The sequence below is a fragment of the Psychrosphaera sp. F3M07 genome (assembly GCF_018860345.1).
GTDB classification, from domain to species: Bacteria; Pseudomonadota; Gammaproteobacteria; order Enterobacterales; family Alteromonadaceae; genus Psychrosphaera; species Psychrosphaera aquimarina.
The window spans coordinates 68249-93137 of sequence record NZ_JAHKPJ010000012.1 but is presented as its reverse complement, the minus strand read 5'-3'; the positions used below and the strand labels follow the sequence as shown (position 1 = coordinate 93137).

Annotated in this window: 22 protein-coding genes; 18 read left to right on the top strand and 4 right to left on the bottom strand. The window is 38.0% G+C overall.

What is annotated here, in order from left to right:
• Nucleotides 1–30: 30 nt before the first annotated feature.
• From ribD to KO505_RS05455, 7 genes are all read left to right on the top strand, one after another.
• Complete coding sequence (ribD, locus tag KO505_RS05485) at nt 31–1197, top strand: bifunctional diaminohydroxyphosphoribosylaminopyrimidine deaminase/5-amino-6-(5-phosphoribosylamino)uracil reductase RibD (protein ID WP_216054447.1); 1167 nt, start codon at nt 31–33, stop codon at nt 1195–1197.
• A gap of 3 nt (nt 1198–1200) precedes the next feature.
• The gene (locus KO505_RS05480) at nt 1201–1842 is read left to right on the top strand and encodes a riboflavin synthase (protein ID WP_216054446.1); all 642 of its coding nucleotides are present in this window, start codon (nt 1201–1203) and stop codon (nt 1840–1842) included.
• Nucleotides 1843–1880: 38 nt separating this feature from the next.
• Nucleotides 1881–2990: a bifunctional 3,4-dihydroxy-2-butanone-4-phosphate synthase/GTP cyclohydrolase II gene (gene ribBA, locus KO505_RS05475; RefSeq protein WP_216054445.1), complete on the top strand. Its 1110-nt coding sequence runs from the start codon at nt 1881–1883 to the stop codon at nt 2988–2990.
• A gap of 148 nt (nt 2991–3138) precedes the next feature.
• Nucleotides 3139–3603 carry a 6,7-dimethyl-8-ribityllumazine synthase gene (gene ribE, locus KO505_RS05470; RefSeq protein ID WP_216054444.1) on the top strand — a complete coding sequence of 155 codons (465 nt, stop codon included), beginning with the start codon at nt 3139–3141 and terminating at the stop codon, nt 3601–3603.
• 12 nt (nt 3604–3615) lie between these two features.
• Entirely contained in the window at nt 3616–4035 is a 420-nt protein-coding gene (gene nusB, locus KO505_RS05465; RefSeq protein WP_216054443.1) for a transcription antitermination factor NusB, read from the top strand.
• A 33-nt stretch (nt 4036–4068) separates the two neighbouring features.
• Nucleotides 4069–5046 (top strand): thiamine-phosphate kinase, encoded by a 978-nt coding sequence (thiL, locus tag KO505_RS05460; protein WP_216054442.1) that lies wholly within the window; start codon nt 4069–4071, stop codon nt 5044–5046.
• Nucleotides 5046–5561: a phosphatidylglycerophosphatase A gene (locus KO505_RS05455; RefSeq protein WP_252731655.1), complete on the top strand. Its 516-nt coding sequence runs from the start codon at nt 5046–5048 to the stop codon at nt 5559–5561. The genes thiL and KO505_RS05455 overlap by 1 nt, the downstream gene beginning before the upstream one ends.
• Before the next feature lie 268 nt (nt 5562–5829).
• On the opposite strand, the gene pssA is transcribed toward KO505_RS05455, so the two are convergent.
• Together pssA and rnt are read right to left on the bottom strand one after the other, a co-directional pair.
• Nucleotides 5830–6627 (bottom strand): CDP-diacylglycerol--serine O-phosphatidyltransferase, encoded by a 798-nt coding sequence (gene pssA / locus KO505_RS05450; protein ID WP_216054441.1) that lies wholly within the window; start codon nt 6625–6627, stop codon nt 5830–5832.
• A 118-nt stretch (nt 6628–6745) separates the two neighbouring features.
• Complete coding sequence (gene rnt, locus KO505_RS05445) at nt 6746–7450, bottom strand: ribonuclease T (RefSeq protein ID WP_252731654.1); 705 nt, start codon at nt 7448–7450, stop codon at nt 6746–6748.
• Nucleotides 7451–7775: 325 nt separating this feature from the next.
• On the opposite strand from rnt, the gene KO505_RS05440 reads away from it, so the two are divergent.
• Entirely contained in the window at nt 7776–8657 is an 882-nt protein-coding gene (locus KO505_RS05440) for an OmpA family protein (RefSeq protein WP_216054439.1), read from the top strand.
• A gap of 3 nt (nt 8658–8660) precedes the next feature.
• Here the strand turns inward: KO505_RS05440 and mnmC are convergent, their stop codons facing one another.
• Nucleotides 8661–9974 (bottom strand): FAD-dependent 5-carboxymethylaminomethyl-2-thiouridine(34) oxidoreductase MnmC, encoded by a 1314-nt coding sequence (mnmC, locus tag KO505_RS05435; protein ID WP_216054438.1) that lies wholly within the window; start codon nt 9972–9974, stop codon nt 8661–8663.
• Nucleotides 9975–10206: 232 nt separating this feature from the next.
• On the opposite strand from mnmC, the gene fabB reads away from it, so the two are divergent.
• From fabB to purF, 10 genes are all read left to right on the top strand, one after another.
• Nucleotides 10207–11415: a beta-ketoacyl-ACP synthase I gene (gene fabB / locus KO505_RS05430; protein ID WP_216054437.1), complete on the top strand. Its 1209-nt coding sequence runs from the start codon at nt 10207–10209 to the stop codon at nt 11413–11415.
• 98 nt (nt 11416–11513) lie between these two features.
• The gene (locus KO505_RS05425; protein ID WP_216054436.1) at nt 11514–12647 is read left to right on the top strand and encodes a 4-phosphoerythronate dehydrogenase; all 1134 of its coding nucleotides are present in this window, start codon (nt 11514–11516) and stop codon (nt 12645–12647) included.
• A 92-nt stretch (nt 12648–12739) separates the two neighbouring features.
• Nucleotides 12740–13759 carry an aspartate-semialdehyde dehydrogenase gene (locus tag KO505_RS05420; RefSeq protein ID WP_216054435.1) on the top strand — a complete coding sequence of 340 codons (1020 nt, stop codon included), beginning with the start codon at nt 12740–12742 and terminating at the stop codon, nt 13757–13759.
• A 250-nt stretch (nt 13760–14009) separates the two neighbouring features.
• A complete protein-coding gene (locus KO505_RS05415; RefSeq protein ID WP_216054434.1) occupies nt 14010–17894 on the top strand; it encodes a FimV/HubP family polar landmark protein in 3885 nt (1294 codons plus the stop codon).
• Nucleotides 17895–17959: 65 nt separating this feature from the next.
• Nucleotides 17960–18745, top strand: a complete 786-nt coding sequence (truA, locus tag KO505_RS05410) for a tRNA pseudouridine(38-40) synthase TruA (protein WP_216054433.1) — start codon at nt 17960–17962, stop codon at nt 18743–18745.
• 135 nt (nt 18746–18880) lie between these two features.
• On the top strand, nt 18881–19753 hold the full coding sequence (gene accD / locus KO505_RS05405) for an acetyl-CoA carboxylase, carboxyltransferase subunit beta (RefSeq protein ID WP_216054432.1): 873 nt from the start codon (nt 18881–18883) through the stop codon (nt 19751–19753).
• A complete protein-coding gene (gene folC, locus KO505_RS05400) occupies nt 19753–21033 on the top strand; it encodes a bifunctional tetrahydrofolate synthase/dihydrofolate synthase (protein ID WP_216054431.1) in 1281 nt (426 codons plus the stop codon). Before accD ends, folC begins: the two co-directional genes overlap by 1 nt.
• A gap of 1 nt (nt 21034) precedes the next feature.
• Nucleotides 21035–21706, top strand: coding sequence for an SPOR domain-containing protein (locus KO505_RS05395; protein ID WP_216054430.1), 672 nt, complete (start codon nt 21035–21037; stop codon nt 21704–21706).
• Nucleotides 21707–21779: 73 nt separating this feature from the next.
• Nucleotides 21780–22271 carry a CvpA family protein gene (locus tag KO505_RS05390; protein WP_216054429.1) on the top strand — a complete coding sequence of 164 codons (492 nt, stop codon included), beginning with the start codon at nt 21780–21782 and terminating at the stop codon, nt 22269–22271.
• Between the two features lie 13 nt (nt 22272–22284).
• Entirely contained in the window at nt 22285–23796 is a 1512-nt protein-coding gene (purF, locus tag KO505_RS05385; protein WP_216054428.1) for an amidophosphoribosyltransferase, read from the top strand.
• Between the two features lie 153 nt (nt 23797–23949).
• Here the strand turns inward: purF and folD are convergent, their stop codons facing one another.
• Nucleotides 23950–24804, bottom strand: a complete 855-nt coding sequence (gene folD / locus KO505_RS05380) for a bifunctional methylenetetrahydrofolate dehydrogenase/methenyltetrahydrofolate cyclohydrolase FolD (protein ID WP_216054427.1) — start codon at nt 24802–24804, stop codon at nt 23950–23952.
• Between the last annotated feature and the right edge of the window lie 85 nt (nt 24805–24889).

The window sequence follows — 24889 nt, the reverse complement described above, 5'->3', positions numbered from 1 at the left end:
AGGTTTAACCTTGATTATTAAGATAACTCTATGAGCTTTTCTCTAGCAGATCACCAATTTATGGCTAGAGCTATTAATTTAGCTAAAAGTGGCCGATTCTCCACTAGCCCAAATCCAAATGTGGGCTGCGTGGTTGTTAAAGATAACCAAATTATTGGCGAAGGTTGGCATCAAAAAGCGGGTTCCGGACATGCTGAAGTTAACGCATTAGCAAACTTAACACCGGAACAAACCACCGACGCAACCGCTTATGTAACCTTAGAACCATGCAGTCATTTTGGTCGAACACCACCTTGTGCAAATCGTTTAATTGACGCCAACATCAAACGTGTTGTCGTTGCCATGTTAGACCCAAATCCATTAGTCGCGGGCAAAGGCATATTATTGTTAATGCAGGCTGGTGTTGATGTCAAACTTGGGTTATTAGAGGATGATGCTAGAGCAATTAACACAGGTTTTTTATCTAGAATGGAACGTAAACGTCCATTTGTAACCGTTAAAATGGCGTCTTCTTTAGATGGAAAGTCAGCGCTTGGTAATGGTCAAAGCAAATGGATCACTTCAGCTCAAGCAAGGGCGGATGTTCAAACGTATCGAGCTGCTTCATGTGCCATTTTATCAACTGCTAAAACAGTGATTGCCGACAACGCCAAATTAAATGTGCGTAAGGAACAGCTCAATTTCCAGTATCCTTTGAATGACGTCGTTTCTGAAATTAGGCAGCCAATAAAAATAATTTTAGACAGTCGTGGTGAATTAGACCCTAGATTGCAAGATAAGCTGGCATTATTTGATGACAATACACCTATTGTTATTGTTAGAAACGACACTGACCCATTACCAGAAAGTCAACGGACAAATGTTAAATATATTCAAATTCCTTACGATCTGACAAAAGGCAAGTTTGATATTGCACGTTTGTTAGATTGGTGTGGTATTAATGAGATCAATAACTTGTGGGTAGAAGCGGGGGCGACGTTAGCAGCCTATATAATTGAACAACAATTGTTTGATCAATTAGTGGTTTATATCGCACCTAAAATCATGGGAGTAAACGCGCAGGATGTTATGCCTGTAGGGCCATTTAGTTCCATGGAGCAAGTCATTGATTTGCAATTAAAACAACTTGTTCAGTTAGGCCAAGATATGCGCCTAAGTTATGTTAACAATTCTAAGTTTAAGAAATCTGAGGAATAATCCGTGTTCACAGGAATAGTTGAAGCGACAGGCAAGATCAGCTCTTTAGTAAAAAAGGGCGGCGATTATCAAGTTACAGTAAATAGCGGTGAACTGGATTTATCTGATGTTAAGTTAGGTGACAGTATTGCCACCAATGGTGTTTGTTTGACGGTTGTTGAACTTCTAAATGACGGTTATGTGGCCGATGTCTCAAATGAAACCATTAAACATACCGGATTTGCACATTATAAAAATGGTCAGATGGTTAATCTTGAGAAAGCCATGTTACCAACCACGCGTTTTGGTGGTCATATGGTCAGTGGTCATGTTGATACGGTAGCTAAGTTATTAAAAGTTATCAATAACGGTCGTGCCATTGATTTATGGTTTGATTTACCCAATGACATAAAAAAATACATAGTAAAAAAAGGCTCAATAACCATAGACGGCGTAAGCTTGACGGTGAATGAAGTCGAAGCGCAACAATTTAAGTTAACCATAGTTCCGCATACGTCGGCTCAAACCACCTTGGAAAATTTAACCGTAGGTGCTGCAGTAAATGTAGAAGTTGATATAATCGCTCGTTATGTCGAGCGTTTGGTGAGCAAATCAGACGAAGGCGTCACTATGGGTTTGTTAGCAAAGTCAGGTTTTTTGAAATAGAACCTTCATTTTAGATTTAAACGATTCTGGTAGAAGAAATGAAATTAAATACCCCTGAAGAAATAATAGAAGATATCCGTCATGGCAAAATGGTCATTTTGATGGATGATGAAGATAGGGAAAATGAAGGTGATTTGATCATGGCAGCAGACATGCTAACGCCTGAACATATTAACTTTATGGTAACTCATGCTCGTGGATTAGTGTGTTTACCAATGACAGAAGAAAGAGCTATAGCGCTTAATTTGTCATTAATGGTAGATAATAACAATGCACAGTTTGCCACAAATTTTACGGTATCGATTGAAGCAGCCGAAGGTGTTACTACTGGGATTAGCGCGGCGGATAGGGCTCGTACAGTACAAGCTGCGGTTTCGGTAAACCCAAAACCGTCTGACATAGTGCAGCCTGGACATATATTCCCACTGGTTGCTAAAAAAGGTGGCGTATTAACGCGTGCAGGTCATACAGAAGCGGCAGTTGATTTGGCTCGTTTAGCTGGACGTATAGATGCGGGTGTTATCGTTGAGATCTTGAACGAAGATGGCTCTATGGCTCGCCGACCAGATTTAGAGATTTTTGCAGAAAAACATGATTTAAAAATTGGTACCATCGCCGATTTAATTGAATATCGTAATTTAAACGAAACTACAGTTGAACGTATCGCTAAATGTAAACTACCAACTAAGTTTGGTGAATTTGATTTATATACTTTTAAAGACACGATTGATGAGCAAGTACATTTTGCTTTGGTTAAAGGTGATATTGAACAACAAGAGTCTCCTTTAGTTCGTGTTCATTTACAGAATACGTTTAGTGATCTTTTGTCTTCTGACCGTTCAGTGAATAGAAGTTATGCGATTGACAGTGCACTTGAAAAAATTGCTGCAGAAGGTGGCGTGTTTGTCTTATTAGGTAAACAAGAAGATACCGCTGACCTTATTAATATAGTGAAACGCTTTGAAGCTGAAGACTCAGGTGAAACCTTAGCCCCAGCTAAATGGACGGGCACATCACGTAATGTTGGTGTTGGTTCACAAATGTTAGCGCAATTAGGCGTTAAAAAAATGCGACTGTTAAGTTCACCTAAGAAATACCATGCATTATCTGGTTTTGGCTTAGAAGTGACAGAATACGTAAGTGAATAAAAAAATAACTCACCAGTTACGATTAAATGTGCGTTTCTGATGATTAATATTTAATTCATTGGCTATAAAAAAGCTTATCCCTAACATCAAAGATTTTGTTGTGTTATTATCGCGCAAAATTTTTTAAGTAAAATAGAAAGGTTTACGAATGAACATCATTGAAGGCAACTTCCGTGCTACAGGTAAAAAATTTGCTGTTGTAGTTTCACGTTTTAATCACTTTATAGTGGACAGTTTATTAGACGGAGCGCTTGATGCGTTAGATCGTCACGGTGAAGTATCTGATGAAGATATTACGGTTGTTTATGTTCCTGGTGCGTATGAGCTTCCTGTTGCCGCTAAAAAAATAGCTAAGTCTGGCAAATACGATGCAATTATTGCGATTGGTGCGGTCATTCGTGGTGGTACACCACATTTTGATTTTGTCGCTGGCGAATGTAATAAAGGTTTAGCTAATGTTTCTTTGGAATTTGATATTCCAGTCGCGTTTGGCGTGATCACAACAGATAGCATTGAGCAAGCCATAGAACGTGCTGGCACAAAAGCTGGTAACAAAGGTGGCGAAGCGGCATTAAGCGCGCTTGAAATGGTCAATGTAATGGCTCAACTTTAGGACGCTCATTTAATGAAACCTGCAGCAAGAAGAAAAGCCAGAGGATTAGCAGTACAAGCTATTTACTCATGGCAACTCAGTCAAAATCACGTTACGGATATTGAACAACAAATGTTGTTGGACAATGATGTAGCTAAAGTTGATGTTCAATACTTCCAAGAATTAATCCGTGGTGTTGCTGCGCATTATAAAGAAATTGACGTTGCTTTAATGCCTTATACCGAACGTCCTTTTGAAGAAGTCGATCAAATTGAAAAAGCGATCTTACGTTTAACAGCATTCGAACTTAAGTATCGTGTTGACGTTCCATATAAAGTAGCTATTAACGAAGGTATTGAACTTGCTAAAAAGTTTGGTGCTGACGATAGCCATCGCTTTGTTAATGGTGTACTTGATAAAGCGGTTAAAGATTTACGCGTACCGTTACTGTAATTCAAAAAAACAAATGTGTTGTAGGAAATTGGAATGAAAGAGTTTGAGCTCATTCGGAAATATTTCTCCGAGCGTGGGCCAAAACGCAAGGATGTAGTGTTAGGTGTTGGCGATGATGCCGCCCTAACACGTGTACCGCAAGACAAGCTTCTTGTAGTTGCCACCGATACTATGGTGGAGAATACTCACTTCTTCCCAGATGCGTCTCCGCGTTCTATTGGCCATCGTTGTTTAGCTGTTAATTTAAGTGACTTTGCTGCAATGGGCGCTGAGCCTGCTTGGGCCTCTGTTGCGATAACGTTACCAACTTCAGATGAGAAGTGGGTCGAAGAATTCTCTAATGGTCTATTTGAGGTTGCAGAATACTTTAATGTACAAATCATTGGCGGTGACACGACACAAGGTCCATTAACGGTTACTGTTTGTTTGAAAGGTTTTGTACCAGAAAATAAAGCATTAATTAGAAGTGGTGCTAAGTCTGGTGATTGGATATATGTTACTGGCTCTCTCGGCGACTCAGCACTAACGGTCGCGTCAAAATTAAATAAAATAAATGTTAAAGCAGAACATTTAGAACAAGCACAAAGAAAATTTAACTATCCCGTTGCAAGATTAGCTGCGGGACAAGTATTACGTCATGCTGCCACTTCTGCCATTGATATTTCTGATGGTCTAATTCAAGACTTATCTCATATTTTGAACGCATCAAATGTGTCTGCAGAAATAGATGTCGCAAATTTGCCTATTTCACAAGCGGTTTTAGACAGTTTAGATGAAGATAGTGCAATAGAGATGGCGTTAATTGGTGGTGAAGATTATGAACTGTTATTTACTGTGCCAGAAGAGCAAAAAGGTTACTTAGAACAAAATGCCACAGCCATGGGGGTTCCTTTTACCTGTATTGGTCAAGTTAGAGGTGGTGACAGTGGAATATGTTTAGTCAAATCGGGTCAAAAATATCCATTACCAAACTTAAATGGTTATCAGCACTTTTCGTCTGAGGAAAACTAATGTCAGAGCCTAAATCAGAAAAGGGTGAACCAGAAAAGACTATGCAAGAAAGAAACTTTAATCTTTGTAATAAAACACACCTTTTAGCAACCGGTTTTGGCAGTGGCTTATTGCCTTTCAGTCCAGGTACATTCGGAACGGTAGCCGCAATTCCATTTTATCTTTGTTTTGTGTACGCACCTGATTGGACGTTTTGGTTATTCACATTATTAGTTTGTTTAGTTGGTCCATATATTTGTGGCAAAGCAGCGGATGATATTGGTGTTCATGATCATAAAGCTATAGTGTGGGATGAGTTTGCAGGTTTCTTTATAACTATGTGCTTGGTCCCTTTTAGTTGGATAAATGTACTTATAGGTTTTGTACTATTTCGTTTCTTTGACATTATCAAGCCTTGGCCAATATCTTGGTTAGATAAACATGTTCATGGTGGCTCAGGCATTATGATTGACGATATTGTAGCTGGCATTATCTCAGCTGGTATATTGTTTTACATACAACCTTTTATAAATTAATACTTACCAGTTCAGCTAATCAAAGTTGGATTATCTCAACTCTTTTAATTTTACTCGTATAATAATCCGACTGAGCTTTACTCAAACTTGAGTATATATATTAGTTTGAGGAGTATTAGAGCTCACAAGTATTAATACTATATTAGAAATCCGACGTACATTAAGGCATAAACTTCACAGGTAATTAGTTACTGTATTAAGAGGATTAGAAAAGTCAGGCATAAAAAAACCTACACAGTGGTAGGCTTTTTTACAGAATAACTGGATGTTAATCTTTTTTATCTTTGTCGTTAAAATCAGCATCGGTTTCAGTATCATCACCAACAACGTGTTCTAACTTTAATTTCTTAACCGTTTTAATCGTAATAATTGGGCCTGAAAGCGCATATAAACCAAATACCGCTAATAGCACCTCAGCAGGGCGAGCTGCGACAAATGTGAAAACAAGAACTATCACTAATACCGCAACAAATGGGACTTTTCCGCGCCATTCAATTTCTTTAAATGAGCTATAACGGAAATTACTGACCATTAATAATCCAGTGATCACTGTGATAATTGCTAAATACACACCGTAATCGTGACCATCAATTTCAAATCCAACAGCAGTCCATACCGTTGCCGCAATAACAGCAGCAGCAGCTGGAGAGGCTAGACCTTGGAAATAACGGCCGTCAGCAACACCAATTTGTGTATTAAAACGAGCAAGTCTTAATGCTGCACAAGCAACAAATATAAATGAAGCTAACCAGCCAAATTTACCTAAGCTATTTAGTGCAAAGTTATACGTTACTAGTGCGGGAGCCACACCGAATGAAACTATGTCGGCCATACTGTCGTATTCAGCACCAAATTCACTTTGCGTATTGGTCATTCTGGCAACACGGCCATCTAAGCCGTCAAAGATCATAGCGACAAATATAGCGACAGCAGCAGCTTCAAAGTTTCCATTCATGGAAGAAACTACGGCAAAAAAGCCTGAAAATAAACCGGCAGTTGTTAACAAATTAGGAAGTAAGTAAATACCGCGACGAGTTGTTGTTGGAGAATCTGATTTGTTTGTCATATAACCTTGGATATTATTAATTAAAATTACTTTTGTTACTTAGGCAGAGAATAACATAGTTATTGTTCTGACAAAATAATACATTAACACGCTAATAAATGCTGTGAAATATCTATATTTAATCTTCAGTTGTTGGAGTTAATGGCCAACCACCAAGTTCTTTCCATTTGTTTACCATATAACAGAATAATTCAGCCGTTTTTTCTGTGTCATAAATAGCTGAATGCGCTTCTTTATTATTAAAACTTAGTCCGGCCTGAATACAAGCTTGTGCTAATACTGTTTGGCCTAAAGTTAATGCGGCAAAAGACGTGGTGTCAAAAGTCACAAAAGGATGAAATGGAACACGTTTGTATTTTTCACGTTCTATTGCAGCCATAAAGAAACCATGATCAAATGCAGCATTATGAGCCACAATCACAGAACGATGACAACCGGCTTCTTTTTGGCCTTTACGTACAGCTTTGCATATTTCTTTTACCATTTCACTTTCAGGCACTGCGCCTCTTAGTGGGTTAAATGGGTCTATACCATTAAAGTCTATTGCGGCTTGTTCGATATTCGCGCCTTCAAATGGTTCAACATGAAAGTGGAATGTTTGATCTTTTTCCAATACACCTTCATCATTCATTTTTAATGTAACTGCGGCAATTTCTAATAAAGCGTCAGTCTTAGCATTAAATCCCGCCGTTTCAACATCAATGACAACAGGGTAAAACCCTCGGAATCGTGATGAAAGTAAGTTTGGGTCTTTGGCGTTAGTTTCAACGTTAGCAACATTGTTTGTCGCATCGGAACTTGTGGAGCTTGAATTTGTAGACAAAACAGTAACCAGATTCTTATGAATTTTATATATTATCTCATGCAATAGTTTTTTGTGCATTGGCATTATTAATAATTTGGCACTTAATGTGTAAGACTTTGCTAAAAAGACAAGACAAATGGTAATTACCATTAAATTGTCAGTTTGTTGTCATGCGTTGTGGTATTTATATTGCTTAATCAAATATACGACTATGCACATAAAACGGTTCCAAAGCAGCTTAAAACCCGCTTTCATGCCTTTTATAGATTAAACATGCAGATGAACTATGAATGTTAGATTGTCTGTGGTCATTATTAGTGAAACCTAAATAATAAAGTTGAGTATGAATAAAGTAAAATTTCTATTTATCCTAGTGGCAATGATATGCCAGATTTTGCCGTACTCAGCGCAGGCCGATTATCGACGTTATTCCGGTTCGTTAAATAACTCCAAGTGGAATATCACGACCGAATCAAAGCTACAATGTGATTTAACTCACGAGATACCCAACTATGGTTATGCCATTTTTAAAAGTGAAGCCGGCAAAATTGCTAATCTGGAATTTGAATTGGATATGATGCGTTTACCTGCAGACTATAGCTTAGCCAATATCGAATCTGTACCACCTCGTTGGCGTCCAGGGGTTGCTTCCAAACCGATTACGAGTATGCAATGGCGTAAGCAGTTCAATGGTGAAGTGGATGAGAAGTCGGCTTGGGTAATGTTAACTGAATTAGAGAAAGGTTTTTTCCCAACGCTTTATTATACAGACTGGCACAATAAACATGACAGAGTCGCGGTTGCACTTTCAGCGACAAACTTTACTGACAGTTATTTTAAGTTTTTAAATTGCATGGATAACTTATTGCAATACAACTTTACGGATATAGCGCAATTAGATCTAAACTTTGAGTTTGGTGGGGCAGAGTTAGATAAGCCCTCTAAAGCAAAATTAGATCAAGTTAGAGAATATTTAAAACACGATAATGCAATCGAAGGGATCACCGTTAAAGCGTATAGTGACTCTTGGGGCGGACGTTGGAAAAATTTACAAGTCTCGATTCAGCGTGGTGAACAAATCAAACAAATGTTTGTAGACGCAGGCATTGATGAAAGTAAAATTACCATTGAAGGTTTTGGTGAAAAACGTCATGTTGCGTCAAATCAAACTGAATTAGGTCGTCAAGCAAACAGACGCGTTGTGGTTGAAATGGTTAAACCTTAATCATTAAGGTTTAACTTTGTTTTTTATCGATTTATTTCGCTTTAGTTCTCTTACCTGAAACCGCATTGGGGAAACAGACTTAATTAATCTTGGTGATAACGGACTTTCAGTATTTAGCATTATAGCGGTTAAATGTTTTGCCATTAATGGTGCGGTTGTTAATCCACGTGCGCCTAATCCTGTCATAATATACAAACCATAATGATCGGAATTTGGGTAGGTTTCCAACTTTAACTTATCTAATCGTTTTAACAGCCCATTGTTTTGGTCAACATTACTATCAACCCAATGATCACTCATAACTTCACCAACAATAGGGTGATGATCTTGGCTAGTAGCACGAATCGCAGCATTCTCTCCGGTTATGTCGTTTTCAGTTAATTGAGTTGCCCAGTCTTGCTCTAAATATACATCTTGTAATTGTTGTAAATTTCTTATGTTGTCCTTAGCTGTGGAAACTTCATCGTCAACACCTCGATCAAAAGTGGCTCCAAAACACTGGAGTGCTTCAGTCGCAGGGGTCATATAACCATTATGGCAAAGGACTGTGGATAACGGGGCGACTTTGGTTGAATGGTTAAGGTGTGAGACTTGACCACGAATAGGGATTATATCGTACTGTTTGGTTTGCTCATACTGAGATGATAAATGGCCTGTACAGATAACAACTTGATCGAATATGTCGGTTAACGTTTTTTGATTGTTTTCTAATTGCCACTTTTGTTGACTTGTTTGATGCAGTTTAGTTATGTGGGTATTAGTAAAAACCGTCAGATTAAAATTACTAATTAAGTAACTTATGGTGTTTTGACAGAATTGCTTTGGTGCAAGCCAGCCGCCATCTTTAAAAAATAAACTGGCATATGGTAAGGATAAATTAGCAATTTCAGATGATTTTTCAGACGAAATATACTGACCTAACAAGGGCCACTCATTGGCTATTTGTTTCAACCTCTCAACTAATTCAGGGGTAAATGCTTGTTGTAATACACCACACCATTGATGTGGGAAGTTTATGCCTGTTTGGTCTGCTTGTTTATAGAAATTAACGGCGTAGGTGTAACATTCAGAATATAACTCAGCCAAAACTGAAAATTGGCCACCTTGCAATAAAGGGTAAATAGCACCTTGTTGGTTTCCTGATCCTCTAGAACCTAATTCGTCATCACAACAATATAAGGTTATTTCTAGATTTGGGTTTTGTTGAAACAATTGAAAAATTAAACAGGCAGACGAAATCCCTCCTCCTATAACAGCGATTTTATTTTTGTTATTAGCGAGTTTGATTGGTGCGCTGTGAAATAATTCTGCATTCATTTTAAGGTTTAATACACTGTTAAATTTTTCTAGGAAGTGCCATGTAGAGCATACATATTAATGCTTTGGCGGCTGAAACGTAATCTATTTTACACATTTAAATACTAACATGATAAAGGTAAATAATTCTCAGCTAACACTTGTTCGCTGAAATTAGACCAGTTAGTATAAAAATACAGGTAGAATACGGCAAAATTATTAGTGTCCTTTGGATATAAATTAGGAATTGAGAATGAAAAGAGCAGTAATTACTGGTTTAGGTATTGTTTCAAGTATTGGTAACAATAAAGCAGAAGTATTAGAAAGTTTAAAAACTGGTAAATCGGGTATCAGTGCATCTGAGCAGTTTAAAGAATATAATTTACGTTCACAGGTTTGTGGTGATATAGATTTGGATGTGACTGCGATTATTGACCGTAAAACCATGCGCTTTATGGGTGAAGCTTCAGCTTATGCTTATATTGCTATGCAAGAAGCAATCGATGATGCTGGTCTTACTGACGAACAAGTGTCTAATCCTCGTACAGGTTTATTAGCGGGTTCTGGTGGTGCATCTTCAAAAAACCAAATCATAGCTTGTGATATTTTACGTGAGAAAGGCGTAAAACGTGTAGGTCCTTATCAAGTACCTCGTACTATGAGCAGTACTTGTTCAGCTACATTAGCAACACCTTTTAAAATCAAAGGTATTAACTACTCAATCAGTTCAGCCTGTGCAACATCAGCACATTGTATTGGTGCAGCACTTGAACAAATACAATTGGGTAAACAAGATATTGTGTTTGCCGGTGGCGGTGAAGAAGTTGATTGGACACTAGCTGGTATGTTTGATGCGATGGGCGCATTATCAACTAAATATAACGATACGCCAGAATTGGCTTCTCGTACTTATGATGCGGACCGTGATGGATTTGTTATCTCTGGCGGCGGCGGTATGGTTGTGGTTGAAGAGTATGAGCATGCTGTAGCTCGTGGTGCAAAAATATACGCTGAAATCGTAGGTTACGGTGCAACGTCTGATGGTTTTGATATGGTTGCTCCGTCTGGAGAAGGCGCAGAGCGTTGTATGAGAATGGCACTTGAAACGGTTGACGGTTCAATTGATTATTTAAATACGCACGGTACTAGTACTCCAGTTGGCGACGTTAAAGAGTTGGGCGCTATACAAAATGTATTTGGTGGCAACTCTCCAATGATCAGTGCAACTAAAGCAATGACAGGTCATGCTCTAGGAGCTGCTGGTGTTCACGAAGCTATATATAGTTTGTTGATGATGGAAAATAAATTTGTTGCTCCGTCTATTAATGTTTCTACGCTTGATGAAAAAGCGGAAGGGTTAAACATTATCACCACTGCTACCGATGCTGAAATCACTACGGCTATGTCTAATAGCTTTGGTTTTGGTGGTACTAACGCGACGTTAGTATTCAAAAAAATCTAAATGTTAATTCTTAAATAGTAGAATTTATTGGGTTCTTAAAAACCTGAAATATCGTATGATGTTTCAGGTTTTTTTATACAATTTTAAAGTGCTGATTAATGAACATATTTATTGATGAAAACATCCCATACGCCGAAGACTTTTTTGCTGAACTCGGTAATATTACCCGATTTGCAGGGCGTGAGTTAACAGCTGAGCAAGTGAGTGTAGCAGACATCCTACTCGTTCGTTCTATTACCAAAGTTAACTCCCAGCTATTAAACCAAGCGAAGAACTTGTCTTTTGTGGGGACTGCCACGATAGGTGAAGACCATATTGATAAAACGTTATTACAACAAAAAGGCATTACTTTTACTTCGGCCCCTGGTTGCAATGCTATATCCGTTGCGGAATATGTTATTTCATCTTTATATGTATTATCTGAAAAGTATAACTTTAATTTATTAGATAAAACGGTCTCAATAATCGGTGTGGGGAATATAGGTAAGGCATTACAAAATAAGTTAATGGCTTTAGGCATTAACCTTTTATTGTGTGATCCAGAGCGTGACCAAACAGAAGAGGACTTTGTCGATTTAGAATATGCCTTAACTCACGCCGATATTGTTACATTCCACACACCATTAACATCAACAGGTAAGAATCCTACCTTTCACTTATTAAATGAAGAAAATATTCATTTGTTAAAACAAGATGTGTGTTTGATTAATGCCAGCCGTGGTGAAGTCATCGATAACCAAGCATTGTTAGCCGAAGCGATTCGAAGAGAAAAACAAAATGAATTACCGATAAAGCTGGTATTAGATGTTTGGGAGAATGAACCAACTCCACTATTAGAGCTGATCGAATATACGGATATAGCGAGTGCACATATAGCGGGTTACAGCTTAGAAGGCAAAGCTCGAGGCACAGAAATGTTATATCAATCTGTTTGCCAGCACCTAAATCTTCCTATCGTTAAACGGTTAGATAAATTACTGCCAGTTCCTAGTGTTACTAATCTAGTGTTAAACAATGAATATCAAAGCGAAACTCAGTTAAAGGCAGCGATTCATTTGGTGTACGATCCAAGGCGAGATGATGCTTTGTTTAGGAACTTATTAGCTAAAAATGGCTTCGACTGGTTACGCAAAAATTATCCAATTAGACGAGAATGGTCTTCTTTGAAATTAGAACGTATAACTAATAATGAAAAAGGATTAAATTTTTTGAAAATAGGGTTTGATATTTAGACGTCTAGACGGTAGTTTTAGTGTAAAAGCACTAACCAATTAAAATAATTGTTTATAAGCCAGTTTATAAACATCAACAACAGAGTATTAAAATGTCAGAACAAAAATATAATGTCGCAATATTAGGTGCCACAGGCCTAGTTGGTCAAAACCTAATCGAAATTTTAGAACAAAGAAATTTCCCAGTAGGGGAGTTATTTCCTTTAGCGAGTTCACGTTCAGCTGGGTCGACAATTAAATTCAAGGGGCAGGACGTTGAAGTATTAAATGTTGATGAATTTGATTGGAGCACAGCTCAAATTGGATTGTTCTCTGCTGGTGGAGATGTATCGGCAAAATACGCTCCGGTAGCTGCAGAAGCTGGCTGTGTTGTTATCGACAATACATCACACTTCAGATACGAACCTGATATTCCATTAGTGATCCCTGAAGTAAATCCTCATGCCGTGGCTGATTATAGAAATAGAAACATTATCGCCAATCCTAACTGCTCAACTATCCAAATGTTAGTCGCGTTAAAACCAATCCATGATGCATATGGTATAGACCGTATAAACGTGTGTACTTATCAGTCGGTAAGTGGTGCTGGTAAATCAGCGGTGGATGAATTGGTAGGTCAAACTGCACAATTAATGAATGGTCGTCCTGTTGAGTCTAAAGTGTTCCCAATGCAAATGGCGTTTAACGTTATTCCACAAATTGATGTTTTCCAAGATAATGGTTACACCAAAGAAGAAATGAAAATGGTGTGGGAAACGCATAAGATTTTGGGTGATGAGTCAATTGGTGTGAATCCTACAGCGGTCCGAGTACCGGTGTTTTATGGACATGCCGAAGCTATTCACCTAGAGCTACGTCAACCAGTTTCAGCAGATGATGTGAAGAATGTTCTAGAACAAGCTCCAGGTGTAACATTAATGCCAGATAGCACAGATTACCCAACTCAAGTTACTCATGGCAGTGGCCAAGACAGTACTTTTGTTGGCCGAGTTCGTGAAGATATTTCACATGCCAATGGTATTAATCTATGGGTTGTGGCTGACAATATTCGTAAAGGTGCAGCAACAAATAGCATCCAAATTGCAGAGGTGTTAATCGCTGATTATCTATAATTAGTTCTGCAAGTTAAGAATGCCTCTTTAATAAAACTAAAGAGGCTTTTTTTTTGGTCGATATAATATGCGAAGTAAAGTTTTTCCCGTTCCTTATCGTATTTACCGTGTTTTTTGGTTAAAACTGGTATGTGCTTTGCTTTGAAATTGTAATAGTGTTTAAATTTACTTGTATTTTGATTTATTGAGGGCAATGATTGTCCTTAATGACTTTTCTACTCTTTTTGTAAAATATTTTGGAAATTAGTTAATGCGATTAAGCCTTAAAATCCTTATTGTTCTTATAGTTACTAGTATTTTTGCTGGTCAAACTTTTGCTAAGTCTGATTCCAAGTTGAGAGGCCCTAAAGGGGTTGATTATGGAGCAAAGGGGGTTCAATACGGCCCTATCTCCAAACAAGACACCATGTGGAAGTTAGGCAATAAGTTCCGCTTTAGAAATGACGTTACTGTCCACCAAGTAATGATCGCCATCTTAAAGAAAAACCCTAACGCATTTGAATTTGATAATTTAAACGGACTGTATGATGGTGCGTTTATTGATATCCCTAGTCACGCCGAAGTAAAAGCCATCGATCCTGTTTACGCCAAACGCAGAGCCGACGCAGATGATGAACTTTGGGTTGCCAGAATGAATGGTACGTTTACACAAAGTCGTCAGGAAATGTTATTGAGCCCAATAGAAGGGGCTAAACAGCAAGATCTAACTGAGGCAAAACAAGAGTTATCAGAAAAAATTCAACAAGCCAGTGTTCAGCAATCTGTAAAGTTTGATAATTTACAAGAAAAGTTTAGTTCATCGGTAAAAACCATAGAAACTGTTTTACAAGAAAGCCAAACGAACCAAGATAAACTAACTGTGTTAGGTGATAAATTAGGTTTATTAGAACAAGACTTAACCGCTGAGATAGAACATAGACAACTACTAACTGAACAATTAAATAAAATTTTAAGTATGACGCAAGCTCAGCTTGAAATGGCCCAAGCAAGAGAGTTAGAAGAAAGCCAATCATTTGACAATCAACTTGCTGAATTCTTTAAAACCACATTTGGGATGATAATACTGTCAGTTGTACCTGCGTTGTTAGTTTTATTCGGCGCTGTGTATTTCTTACGTAAGAAAAACGATTCAAAAACAAATACAGATGAGTTTTTAGATTCCCCATCAATTCTTAATCAAGATTTCTCTTCTACTGGAAATTCAGGCAAAGCTCCAAGCCCTAGTGATGATTTCCTAACGGATCCGATGGATGATTTAAATGATGCTCTATCTGATTTAGATCTTGGCGATTCGTTAGACGATGCCATTGAATTAGACTCTGATGATGATCTTGATTTATTGGGGGACTCTTTTGATGATGATGATTTATTGTCTGATGATGGATTATTATCTCCAGATGACGATGAAGTGTTATTGGATGAAGGTTTAGATTTAGAAGATGATGTTTTATCTGAAGATGACTTTGACGGTTTATTAAATGAAGGCGCTGCTGAAGATTTAATCCCAGATCTTGATGATACAACTAATCCAGACGATTTTGATGTCGATAATGTCCTCAATGCTGACGATATCGAAGAGTTATTAGAACAAGAAGAAAGTGATGAGATCGATGAAGATGAGATCTTAGACACTGGCGTTGATGATGTTGACGCTATTATGAATGAACTCGGTATTAATACTAATGAAGATGATGAATTAGAAGATGATCTAGGGTTAGATTCAGATGCCGACGATGACTTTGATATTGATGATTTATTGGAAGCAGAAGCACCGGAGCAAAACTCAGAAGAAAGTTTAGAAGAGTTGGCTGAAGGTTTGGACGATTCAGAGGTTGCAGAAGATGACTTTGATATCGATGATTTGTTAGACGCTGAAGCACCAGTAGAAAATCTAGAAGAAACACTGGAAGAGCTTGCTGATGAAATTGATCAACCAGACGTTGCCGAAGATGATTTTAATATCGATGATATATTGGATGCAGAAGCATCTGACAGTAATTTAGAAGAAACATTGGAAGAGTTGGCTGATGAAATTGAACCTGCCGACGAAACTGATTTTGATATCGATGACTTATTAGATGCTGAAGCACCAGAAGACATGTCTAATGAAGTTGTTGATGCCGCTGAAACGTTAGAAAAGGTTAATACCGAAGAAGAGCCTGCCGGTTTTGATATTGACGGTGTATTAGAGAATGGTGCTGATGATGATTCTCAACCAGATGAATTTGATATCGACGATTTATTAGAAAATAGTAATGCTGATGATAATGAACCGGATGAGCTCGACATTGCCTCAGATGAACTCGATATTGATAATCTAGCTGACTCAAGCTCCGAAGGTGAAGACTCATTAGATTCGAACATTGCGGATGAAGATGTTGATGATGCAATTGATGACTTTGATATTGCTGATGGACTAGATGTTGAGGAAGAAGTGTTAACTGAAGAGTCAGCTTTAACGTCAGAAGTTGAATCAACAGAAGGCGCTGAATCAACAGAACAAGCTGAATCAACAGAACAAGCTGAATCAACAGAACAAGCTGAATCTAAAGAAGACGCTGAATCAACAGAACAAGCTGAATCAACAGAAGACGCTGAATCTACAGAAGACGCTGAATCTACAGAAGACGCTGTATCTACAGAAGACGCTGAATCTACAGAAGAAGTTGAATCTACAGAAGACGCTGAATCTAGAGAAGACGCTGAATCTGCAGAAGACGCTGAATCTACAGAAGACGCTGAATCAACAGAAGACGCTGAATCAACAGAAGACGCTGAATCAACAGAAGAAGCTGAATCAACAGAAGACGCTGATTCAACAGAAGAAGCTGAATTAACAGATGAAGCTGTATCAACAGAAGAAGCTGAATCAACAGAAGAAGTTGAATCAACAGATGAAGCTGAAAGCCTTAATGTAGATGAGGAAGTTGTTGAATCAGATGCAGTTGATTTGAATGAATCTGAATCAGAAAGTGATTTACCAGAGCAAGATGTTGAAGCAAGTTTAGAATTAGACACTTACCCTGAATTAGATCTTGATGATGGTGAGGAAAGTGAGATTGAAAGCGACTCAGACACTGAACTACCTGATTTGGACTTAGAAGCGTCAGACGAGTCAACAGATGTAGAAACCGATGAGATTTCAATCGATGATCTAGGCGATGAACTTGATGCTGAATTGGAAAGTGCAGAAACGATAGTTCCTGACTTAGAACAAGCTGAACAAGAAGATGATATTCCAGTTCAAGACGTTGAAGAAAGCGCAATGTTAGATGTATATCCAGATCTAGTGTTGGATGATACTTCATTAGAACCAGACGAAGATAGCATTGTTACCGACAATCTAGATGACGTTACGATTGATGATTTAGGGGACGATTTAAGTGTTGGAATAAATAGTGCCGATGATGACGAATTAGCTGATATTGACATTAGTTCGTTGGTTACTGATTCTGATGAGTCCTCAGAGCAGATTTTAAGTGATGATGAATTAATCAATAGCAGTTTTGATGAAACGGATATAAATGACTTATTAACTGACGAACAAGTTTCGGAAGGTGATTCAGAGCCAGACGTAAAAGAAGACGTTATTGAGTCAGAATTGGCCCAACAAGAAGATGAAAGTTTAAGCGCTGAAGAGTTAGATATTGATGAATTGGAACATGCTGATTTCGATCAGTTATTATCTGAATTATCAGAACCAGAGGCCGATGAACAAGCTGCTGAAGAAGCAGAGTTCGTTGAAGATACTGACAAAGAGTCAATTTCACAGACTGAAAGTCATAGTGTAGAACTATCTGAAAATGATTTAGCCGACGTTGATCTTGATAAGGATTACGTAAACGTTGACACCTTAATGGATGAACTTGATGACACTGAAGATGAAGTTATCCCTGAAGATTTAGATATTGATGTTGGTTTAGGTGAATTTGATGAGTTAACTGAAACTAGAGGTTCGGTGGATGTTGATCAAGACTCTGGAGGTTACGGATCTAAATTAGACATCATTAGAACTTACATTGACATGGATGACGAAGAAAGCGCACTTGCCGCGATTAAAGATGTTATGAATGGCGATAACGATGAAGCAAAAGCAGAAGCTCAAGAACTTTTAAAAGAGTTAGGTAAAGAATAAAGCTTTGTTTAATGCAGTTAGTTTTTTATAATCGACGATTATTGAAAAAATAATAGATTAGTTTTATGCGATTAGCGCTAGGTGTCGAATACGACGGAGCCCAGTATTTTGGCTGGCAACGTCAAAAAGAAGTAAATTCAGTTCAGGAAGAGCTTGAAAAAGCTCTGTCTAAAATTGCCAATCATCCCGTTAGCGTATTCTGTGCAGGACGCACAGACGCTGGGGTGCATGGTACTGGTCAAGTAGTTCATTTTGAAACTGAAGCGGTTCGAACCGATCGTGGTTGGACTATGGGGGTGAATGCCAATTTACCCGACTCTATCGCCGTGACTTGGGTTAAACAAGTTCCTGAGGACTTTCACGCTCGCTTTTCTGCTACAGCACGTCGATATCGATACATCATTACCAACTCTCAATTACGACCAGCAATATTAAATGCCGGCCTGAGTCATTATTATAGTCCCCTTGATGTAGATAAAATGCATTTAGCTGCACAGTCTTTGTTAGGTGAAAATGATTTCAGTTCTTTCCGTGCCGCCCAATGCCAATCAAATTCACCCAATAGATGTATACATTTTATTAATGTAAAACGGTTTAATCAGTTTGTTGTAATTGATATTAAAGCAAATGCGTTTGTTCATCATATGGTTCGTAACATAGCCGGAAGTCTAATTGCGGTAGGCAAAGGCGAAAAGCCGGTTGAGTGGATCGCAGAAGTGTTAGCATTAAAAGACAGAACGCAAGCGGCGGAAACGGCCAAACCTAATGGTTTATATCTCATTCAAGTTGATTATCCAGAAGAATTTGATTTACCAAAACATAATCCTGGTCCATTATTTATTCCAGAATGAATTTAATATCTGACTAATAAGACCAGTTTATTGAGTTCTTTAGTCTTACATTGTGTTTTAATAGCGGCAATTTTGTTGCTTAGTACAATTTTAAATTACTAAGCGGTTTTGATTTTTATTTAGGGTAGTGACGACATGAGTTGGATAGAAAGAATTCTTCCAAAAACAAATACATCAACTAAACGTAATATTCCTGAAGGCGTTTGGACTAAATGCACCAGTTGTGCATCAATTTTGTATAAAAATGACTTAGAAAAAGAGCAAGGTGTATGTCCTAAGTGCGATCACCATATGCGTCTATCTGGTCGTAAACGTCTTGAATTGTTCTTAGATACAGGCGAAAAAGTAGAGATTGCTGCCGATTTAGAACCTCAAGATGTGTTGAAGTTTAAAGATACAAAACGATATAAAGATAGAATCGTTGCGGCACAAAAACAAACCAATGAAAAAGATGCAATGATAGTAATGAAAGGTCGCGTTAAAGGTGTTCCTTGTGTTGCAGCTGCATTTGAATTTTCTTTTATGGGTGGTTCAATGGCCACTGTCGTTGGTGAAAAATTTGTACAAGCGGTTAATGTTTGTATTAATGAAAATATACCATTCATTTGTTTTTCTGCATCAGGCGGTGCCAGAATGCAAGAAGCACTATTCTCTTTAATGCAAATGGCAAAGACCAGTGCGGCCTTAGCTAAGTTAAGCGAAAAGGGTATACCTTTTATTTCCGTATTAACCGACCCTACAATGGGTGGTGTGTCAGCTAGTTTAGCTATGTTAGGTGATATCAACATTGGTGAGCCTAAAGCACTAATTGGTTTTGCTGGCCCTCGTGTTATTGAACAGACAGTACGTGAAAAATTACCGGAAGGTTTCCAACGTAGTGAGTTCTTAATTGAACATGGTGCAATAGATATGATTGTCGATCGTCGAGAAATGCGAAATACAGTTGCACGTTTATTTGCAAAAATGTGTAAACTACCGTCATTGGAAAAAGAACACAGAACGGCATAATGTCAGAACAAATTATCTTTAAAAGCCAATCTCTTCCAGATTGGCTTTTTTATTTAGAATCCCAGCACACAAAAGAAATTGACCTTGGTCTAGAACGCGTATTAACAGTAGCGGACAATGCTAAGGTCAGAGACTTACAAGCAAAAAAAGTTGTATTAGTCGCCGGTACGAATGGCAAGGGCACAACTATCCGCTTTATAGAGCAATATTTGTTAGCTTTAGGTAAAACGGTTGGTGTATACAGCTCTCCTCATATGTTTGAATATAATGAGCGTGTTCGTATTAATGGTGAGTCAGCGTCCGATCAAGATTTAATCGATGCCTTTTCTTTTATAGAGCATCATCGTCAAGGCACTGGATTAAGTTATTTTGAGTTTGGAACGTTAGCGGGTTTTAAATTATTACAAAGTAAACAGCTTGATTATGTTTTAGTTGAAGTGGGATTAGGAGGGCGTTTAGACGCGACTAATATACTTAACCATGATGTGTCGGTCATTACCTCAATTGGATTAGATCATATTGATTGGTTAGGGGATACCATAGAAAAAATTGGTTTCGAAAAAGCGGGTATCTTTAATCAAGGTAAACCTGCAATTGTTGGTGAACCCGCTAAAATTGATTCAATCATTGAGCAAGGCAAAGTCCATCAGGTCTCAGAGTTTATTCAATTCGGCCAAGATTATTTATTTGAACAAAAGTCGGATAAATGGAATTTTTCTTATGGGGACATTTGTTTTAATGACTTACCGAATATATTGATCCCAAAACAAAATATTTCTACCTCTTTGGTTACTCTAATAAAACTTGATATTCAGTTAGAACAAACTTTGATTGAACAAACGTTAATGCAGCTTTCATTACCCGGTCGTATGCAAATAGTGTCAATGCAGCCGTTAACTATGGTCGATGTAGCACATAATGCACATGCGGTTAACTATTTGCGTTCCATGTTGTTAAATGACAGTAAATTAAAATCAGTATCAAGTGTCTGTGCGGTTATCGCCATGATGAAAGATAAAGACATAAAAGAAACTTTACAATTAATGACAGACGTTGTTGACGAGTGGTATGTTGGCGACTTAGAAGGTAATGGACGAGCTGCCAGTAAAGAGTATATTGCAGAAACGTTATCCAGTCTGGGGCAAACCAATGTCACGGTTTTACCAACAATCAAACAAGCTTGGCAAAGCGCCTGTGCAAATCAAAATAAAGATAGTCTTTTACTTGGCTTCGGATCGTTTTACACTGTCGCCGATATTTTAAATCAGGTGGAGAATTAAAATGACTGACCTTATTAAACAACGTGTTGTAGGTATGTTATTAGTATTAATAGCAGGGATTGTTTTTTTACCGGATTTATTAGACGGGAAAAAAGAACAAACAAAAGAAGAATTTAAAAAAATCCCCGTACGACCTCAAGTAGAAGCCTCCCCGATAGTGACCGAGTTTCCTACCGAAGAAGTGTTAAATGCAATAAAAAAAGCACCTAAAGTGGTTGAACTTAAAGCAGATGATGATTCGACTGAGGTTGAAGATGATAAGGTCGAAGTAAACAAACAAGAGCCTGTTGCTCAAGTTAAAACTGAGTCCGATAAAGCTTCGACTGTGGCGAATGAAGATAAAACAAAAGACGTGAAAACTGTTTTAACCAAAATGGACAATATCAAGCCAGAAAAAGTTGTTAAGCCGGTACAGGCTGATTTTGAAAAAAATGCTTGGATATTACAGTTAGGTAGTTTTAAACATAAAGAAAATGTTGATGCACTGAAAAAACGCTTAACCGATGCTGGTTTTAAAGTGTTTATTAAACCAGTAGAAACAAAGGCAGGTGTACTGTCCAAAGTCTTTGTTGGGCCAGAGTTAGAACGTAAAAATTTAGAAAAAGCACAATTGACGTTAAAAGAGTTAACTGGATTAGATGGTAAAATCACTCAATTTGATCCGATAAATTAGTAGGCAGTTTCTACTTAGTCTGTTAGAATTCGCGCCGAATTTTAGCCACCATTTTATAAGTTTTTAAATCAGTATGGTTTGGATTGATTACGCTATTTTAGCAGTTATTGTAATATCTGCGCTGATAAGTTTAACCCGTGGATTCATCAAAGAGGCCGTGTCTCTTGCAGTATGGATTGCCGGGTTTTTCATTGCCAGCCGCTTTTATGCAGATTTAGCGATCCATTTAACGGGCATAGAAAAAGACTTATTTAGAAATGGTGCCGCCATTTCTATTTTATTTATAGTCACCTTAGTCTTAGGTGCACTTATCAACCACTTATTATCCGAGATTGTTCACTACACAGGTTTGTCTGGTACTGACAAAATGTTAGGGATGGTTTTTGGTGCATTACGCGGCGTATTAATTGTTGCCGCAACCTTATTATTTTTAGACACCATGACACCTTCTAGTGATGCGTCGTGGTGGCAAGCATCTATTTTAATCCCAGAATTTTCATTTATAGTCGACTGGTTTTTTGAATTATTAAAAGAAAACTCCAGTTTGCTATCTACACAACATTGATGGAGACCTGATCATGTGTGGTATCGTTGGTATCGTTGGTAAATCGCCTGTTAATCAAATTATTTATGATGGATTAACTGTTTTACAGCATCGTGGTCAGGATGCCGCGGGAATAGTCACTATAGATGAAGGACGTTTTAGATTACGTAAAGCCAACGGCTTAGTACGTGATGTATTCCAAGAACGTCATATGCAACGCTTACAAGGGAATATGGGAATAGGGCATGTACGTTATCCTACAGCCGGTAGCTCTAGTTCTGCGGAAGCCCAACCTTTTTATGTTAACTCTCCTTTTGGTATTGCACTAGCTCACAACGGCAACCTAACAAACGCAACTGAGTTAAGAGAAAGCTTATTCAAAGACGCTCGTCGCCATATCAATACTACTTCAGACTCAGAATTATTACTTAACGTATTAGCTCACGAGTTGTGTGAATCAAAGTTAATGGAATTGAGTGCTGATGATGTATTTAGTGCGGTAAAACGCGTTCATAAACATATTCGTGGTGCCTATGCTGTTGTTTCTGTGATCATCGGTCATGGTCTATTAGCATTCAGAGACCCTAACGGTATTCGTCCTTTAGTGCTAGGCCAGCGCGAAACTGAGCAAGGCGTTGAATATATGGTGGCATCAGAAAGTGTTGCCTTAGATATCGACGGTTTCAAATTAGTTAGAGATGTCGCACCAGGTGAAGCCATTTATATCACTGAAGCAGGTGAGCTTCATACAAAACAATGTTTTGAAGGTGCTAAATGTGTTCCATGTATTTTCGAATATGTTTACTTTGCACGTCCAGACTCAACTTTAAATGATGTTTCAGTTTATGGTTCTCGTGTTCGTATGGGAGAACAGCTTGGTCTTAAAATCAAACGTGAATGGGCTGATCTGGACATTGATGTGGTTATTCCTGTTCCTGAAACGAGCTGTGATATCGCTTTAGAAATAGCGAACGAATTGCAACTACCATATCGTCAAGGGTTTGTTAAAAACCGCTATGTTGGTCGTACATTCATCATGCCTGGTCAAGCACAGCGTAAAAAATCAGTTCGCCGTAAATTAAATACCATTGAAGTCGAGTTTAAAGGTAAAAATGTTTTATTGGTTGATGATTCTGTTGTTCGCGGTACTACCTCTGAGCAGATCATTGAAATGGCAAGAGATGCCGGCGCTAAAAAAGTGTACTTTGCATCCGCTGCACCAGAGATTAGATTCCCAAATGTATATGGTATTGATATGCCATCGGTTAATGAATTAATAGCTCATGGTCGTGAAGTAAATGAAATTGCTGAAATGATTGGTGCAGATGAATTAATCTTCCAATCATTAGACGATTTAATTACTGCAGTAAAAGGTGATAATGAGTCGTTAACTCATTTTGAAACGTCTGTATTTGATGGTAATTATATTACTAACGATATAGATCAAGCTTATTTAGAAAGCTTAGAGTCCGCGCGTAAAGATAATGCGAAAAAATCTAAATCGTTACCATTAGAAATGGGATTAGAGTTACATAACGACGAGTAACCTAATAGTAAGTTACGAAATCTATAAGGCTGTTTAATAACAGCCTTTTTTGTGCCGGACACTAACTGTCCTGGCATTAACTATAGAGTTAATGCCAGGACATAAAAAAGCCAGTTAAATAAACTGGCTTTGATCATGGATATTCAGTTTAAATTAACTGTGGAATTTTTCACAAGCCTCTAAAGTATTTTCAACCAGTGATGCTACGGTCATTGGGCCAACTCCACCTGGTACCGGTGTGATCCAACGAGCATTTTCTTTAGCTACGTCAAATTGAACATCGCCAACCAATTTACCGTTATCTAATCGGTTGATACCTACATCAATAACAATCGCATTCTCTTTAATCCAATTGCCTGGGATAAATTCTGGTTTACCAACGGCAACGACAAGAATGTCTGCACGTTTTACTTGTTGCTCTAAGTCTTTAGTGAACTTATGGCATACCGTTGTAGTACAACCGGCCAATAACAATTCTAATGACATAGGTCGACCAACTATATTTGAAGCACCTACAACAACGGCGTGCATGCCTTTTAAATTTAATTGAGTGTAATCCAATAAGGTCATGATACCTTTAGGCGTGCAAGGGCGTAATGCAGGCATTCTTTGTGCAAGTCTGCCAATATTATATGGGTGGAAACCGTCTACGTCTTTATGCGGGTGAATACGCTCTAGAATGGTTTCTGCATTTAATCCGTGAGGTAACGGCAACTGTACCAATATACCGTCTATTTCATTATCGTTATTTAACTCATCTATAAGTGTAATTAACTCTTGTTCAGATGTAGTGTCTGGCAAATCATAAGAGCGTGATACAAAACCGACTTCATCGCAGGCTTTTTTCTTATTTCCTACATATACCTGAGAGGCAGGATCTTGTCCTACTAATACAACAGCGAGACCAGGGGCTCGTCTGCCTGCTTGTACGCGTGCATTAACACCTGTTCGTACTTTATCTCTCACTGTTTGTGCGATGGCTTTACCATCAATTAATTTTGCCGTCATAAATAACTCATAATAGATAACCGGGAGTAGGGTAATTGTATCTTTTTTAATTAATATACGCATGGCCTTTTTATAGCCAAGCAAA

Excerpts from the sequence above, each read along its gene's own strand:
- KO505_RS05395 (WP_216054430.1), top strand. The coding sequence starts at position 21,035 with ATGACTGACCTTATTAAACAACGTGTTGTAGGTATGTTATTAGTATTA.
- nusB (WP_216054443.1), top strand. The coding sequence starts at position 3,616 with ATGAAACCTGCAGCAAGAAGAAAAGCCAGAGGATTAGCAGTACAAGCT.
- KO505_RS05390 (WP_216054429.1), top strand. The coding sequence starts at position 21,780 with ATGGTTTGGATTGATTACGCTATTTTAGCAGTTATTGTAATATCTGCG.
- KO505_RS05420 (WP_216054435.1), top strand. The coding sequence starts at position 12,740 with ATGTCAGAACAAAAATATAATGTCGCAATATTAGGTGCCACAGGCCTA.
- fabB (WP_216054437.1), top strand. The coding sequence starts at position 10,207 with ATGAAAAGAGCAGTAATTACTGGTTTAGGTATTGTTTCAAGTATTGGT.
- folD (WP_216054427.1), bottom strand. The coding sequence starts at position 24,804 with ATGACGGCAAAATTAATTGATGGTAAAGCCATCGCACAAACAGTGAGA.
- mnmC (WP_216054438.1), bottom strand. The coding sequence starts at position 9,974 with ATGAATGCAGAATTATTTCACAGCGCACCAATCAAACTCGCTAATAAC.
- pssA (WP_216054441.1), bottom strand. The coding sequence starts at position 6,627 with ATGACAAACAAATCAGATTCTCCAACAACAACTCGTCGCGGTATTTAC.
- purF (WP_216054428.1), top strand. The coding sequence starts at position 22,285 with ATGTGTGGTATCGTTGGTATCGTTGGTAAATCGCCTGTTAATCAAATT.
- KO505_RS05415 (WP_216054434.1), top strand. The coding sequence starts at position 14,010 with ATGCGATTAAGCCTTAAAATCCTTATTGTTCTTATAGTTACTAGTATT.
- ribBA (WP_216054445.1), top strand. The coding sequence starts at position 1,881 with ATGAAATTAAATACCCCTGAAGAAATAATAGAAGATATCCGTCATGGC.
- truA (WP_216054433.1), top strand. The coding sequence starts at position 17,960 with ATGCGATTAGCGCTAGGTGTCGAATACGACGGAGCCCAGTATTTTGGC.
- KO505_RS05440 (WP_216054439.1), top strand. The coding sequence starts at position 7,776 with ATGAATAAAGTAAAATTTCTATTTATCCTAGTGGCAATGATATGCCAG.
- folC (WP_216054431.1), top strand. The coding sequence starts at position 19,753 with ATGTCAGAACAAATTATCTTTAAAAGCCAATCTCTTCCAGATTGGCTT.
- ribD (WP_216054447.1), top strand. The coding sequence starts at position 31 with ATGAGCTTTTCTCTAGCAGATCACCAATTTATGGCTAGAGCTATTAAT.
- thiL (WP_216054442.1), top strand. The coding sequence starts at position 4,069 with ATGAAAGAGTTTGAGCTCATTCGGAAATATTTCTCCGAGCGTGGGCCA.
- accD (WP_216054432.1), top strand. The coding sequence starts at position 18,881 with ATGAGTTGGATAGAAAGAATTCTTCCAAAAACAAATACATCAACTAAA.
- KO505_RS05425 (WP_216054436.1), top strand. The coding sequence starts at position 11,514 with ATGAACATATTTATTGATGAAAACATCCCATACGCCGAAGACTTTTTT.
- KO505_RS05455 (WP_252731655.1), top strand. The coding sequence starts at position 5,046 with ATGTCAGAGCCTAAATCAGAAAAGGGTGAACCAGAAAAGACTATGCAA.
- ribE (WP_216054444.1), top strand. The coding sequence starts at position 3,139 with ATGAACATCATTGAAGGCAACTTCCGTGCTACAGGTAAAAAATTTGCT.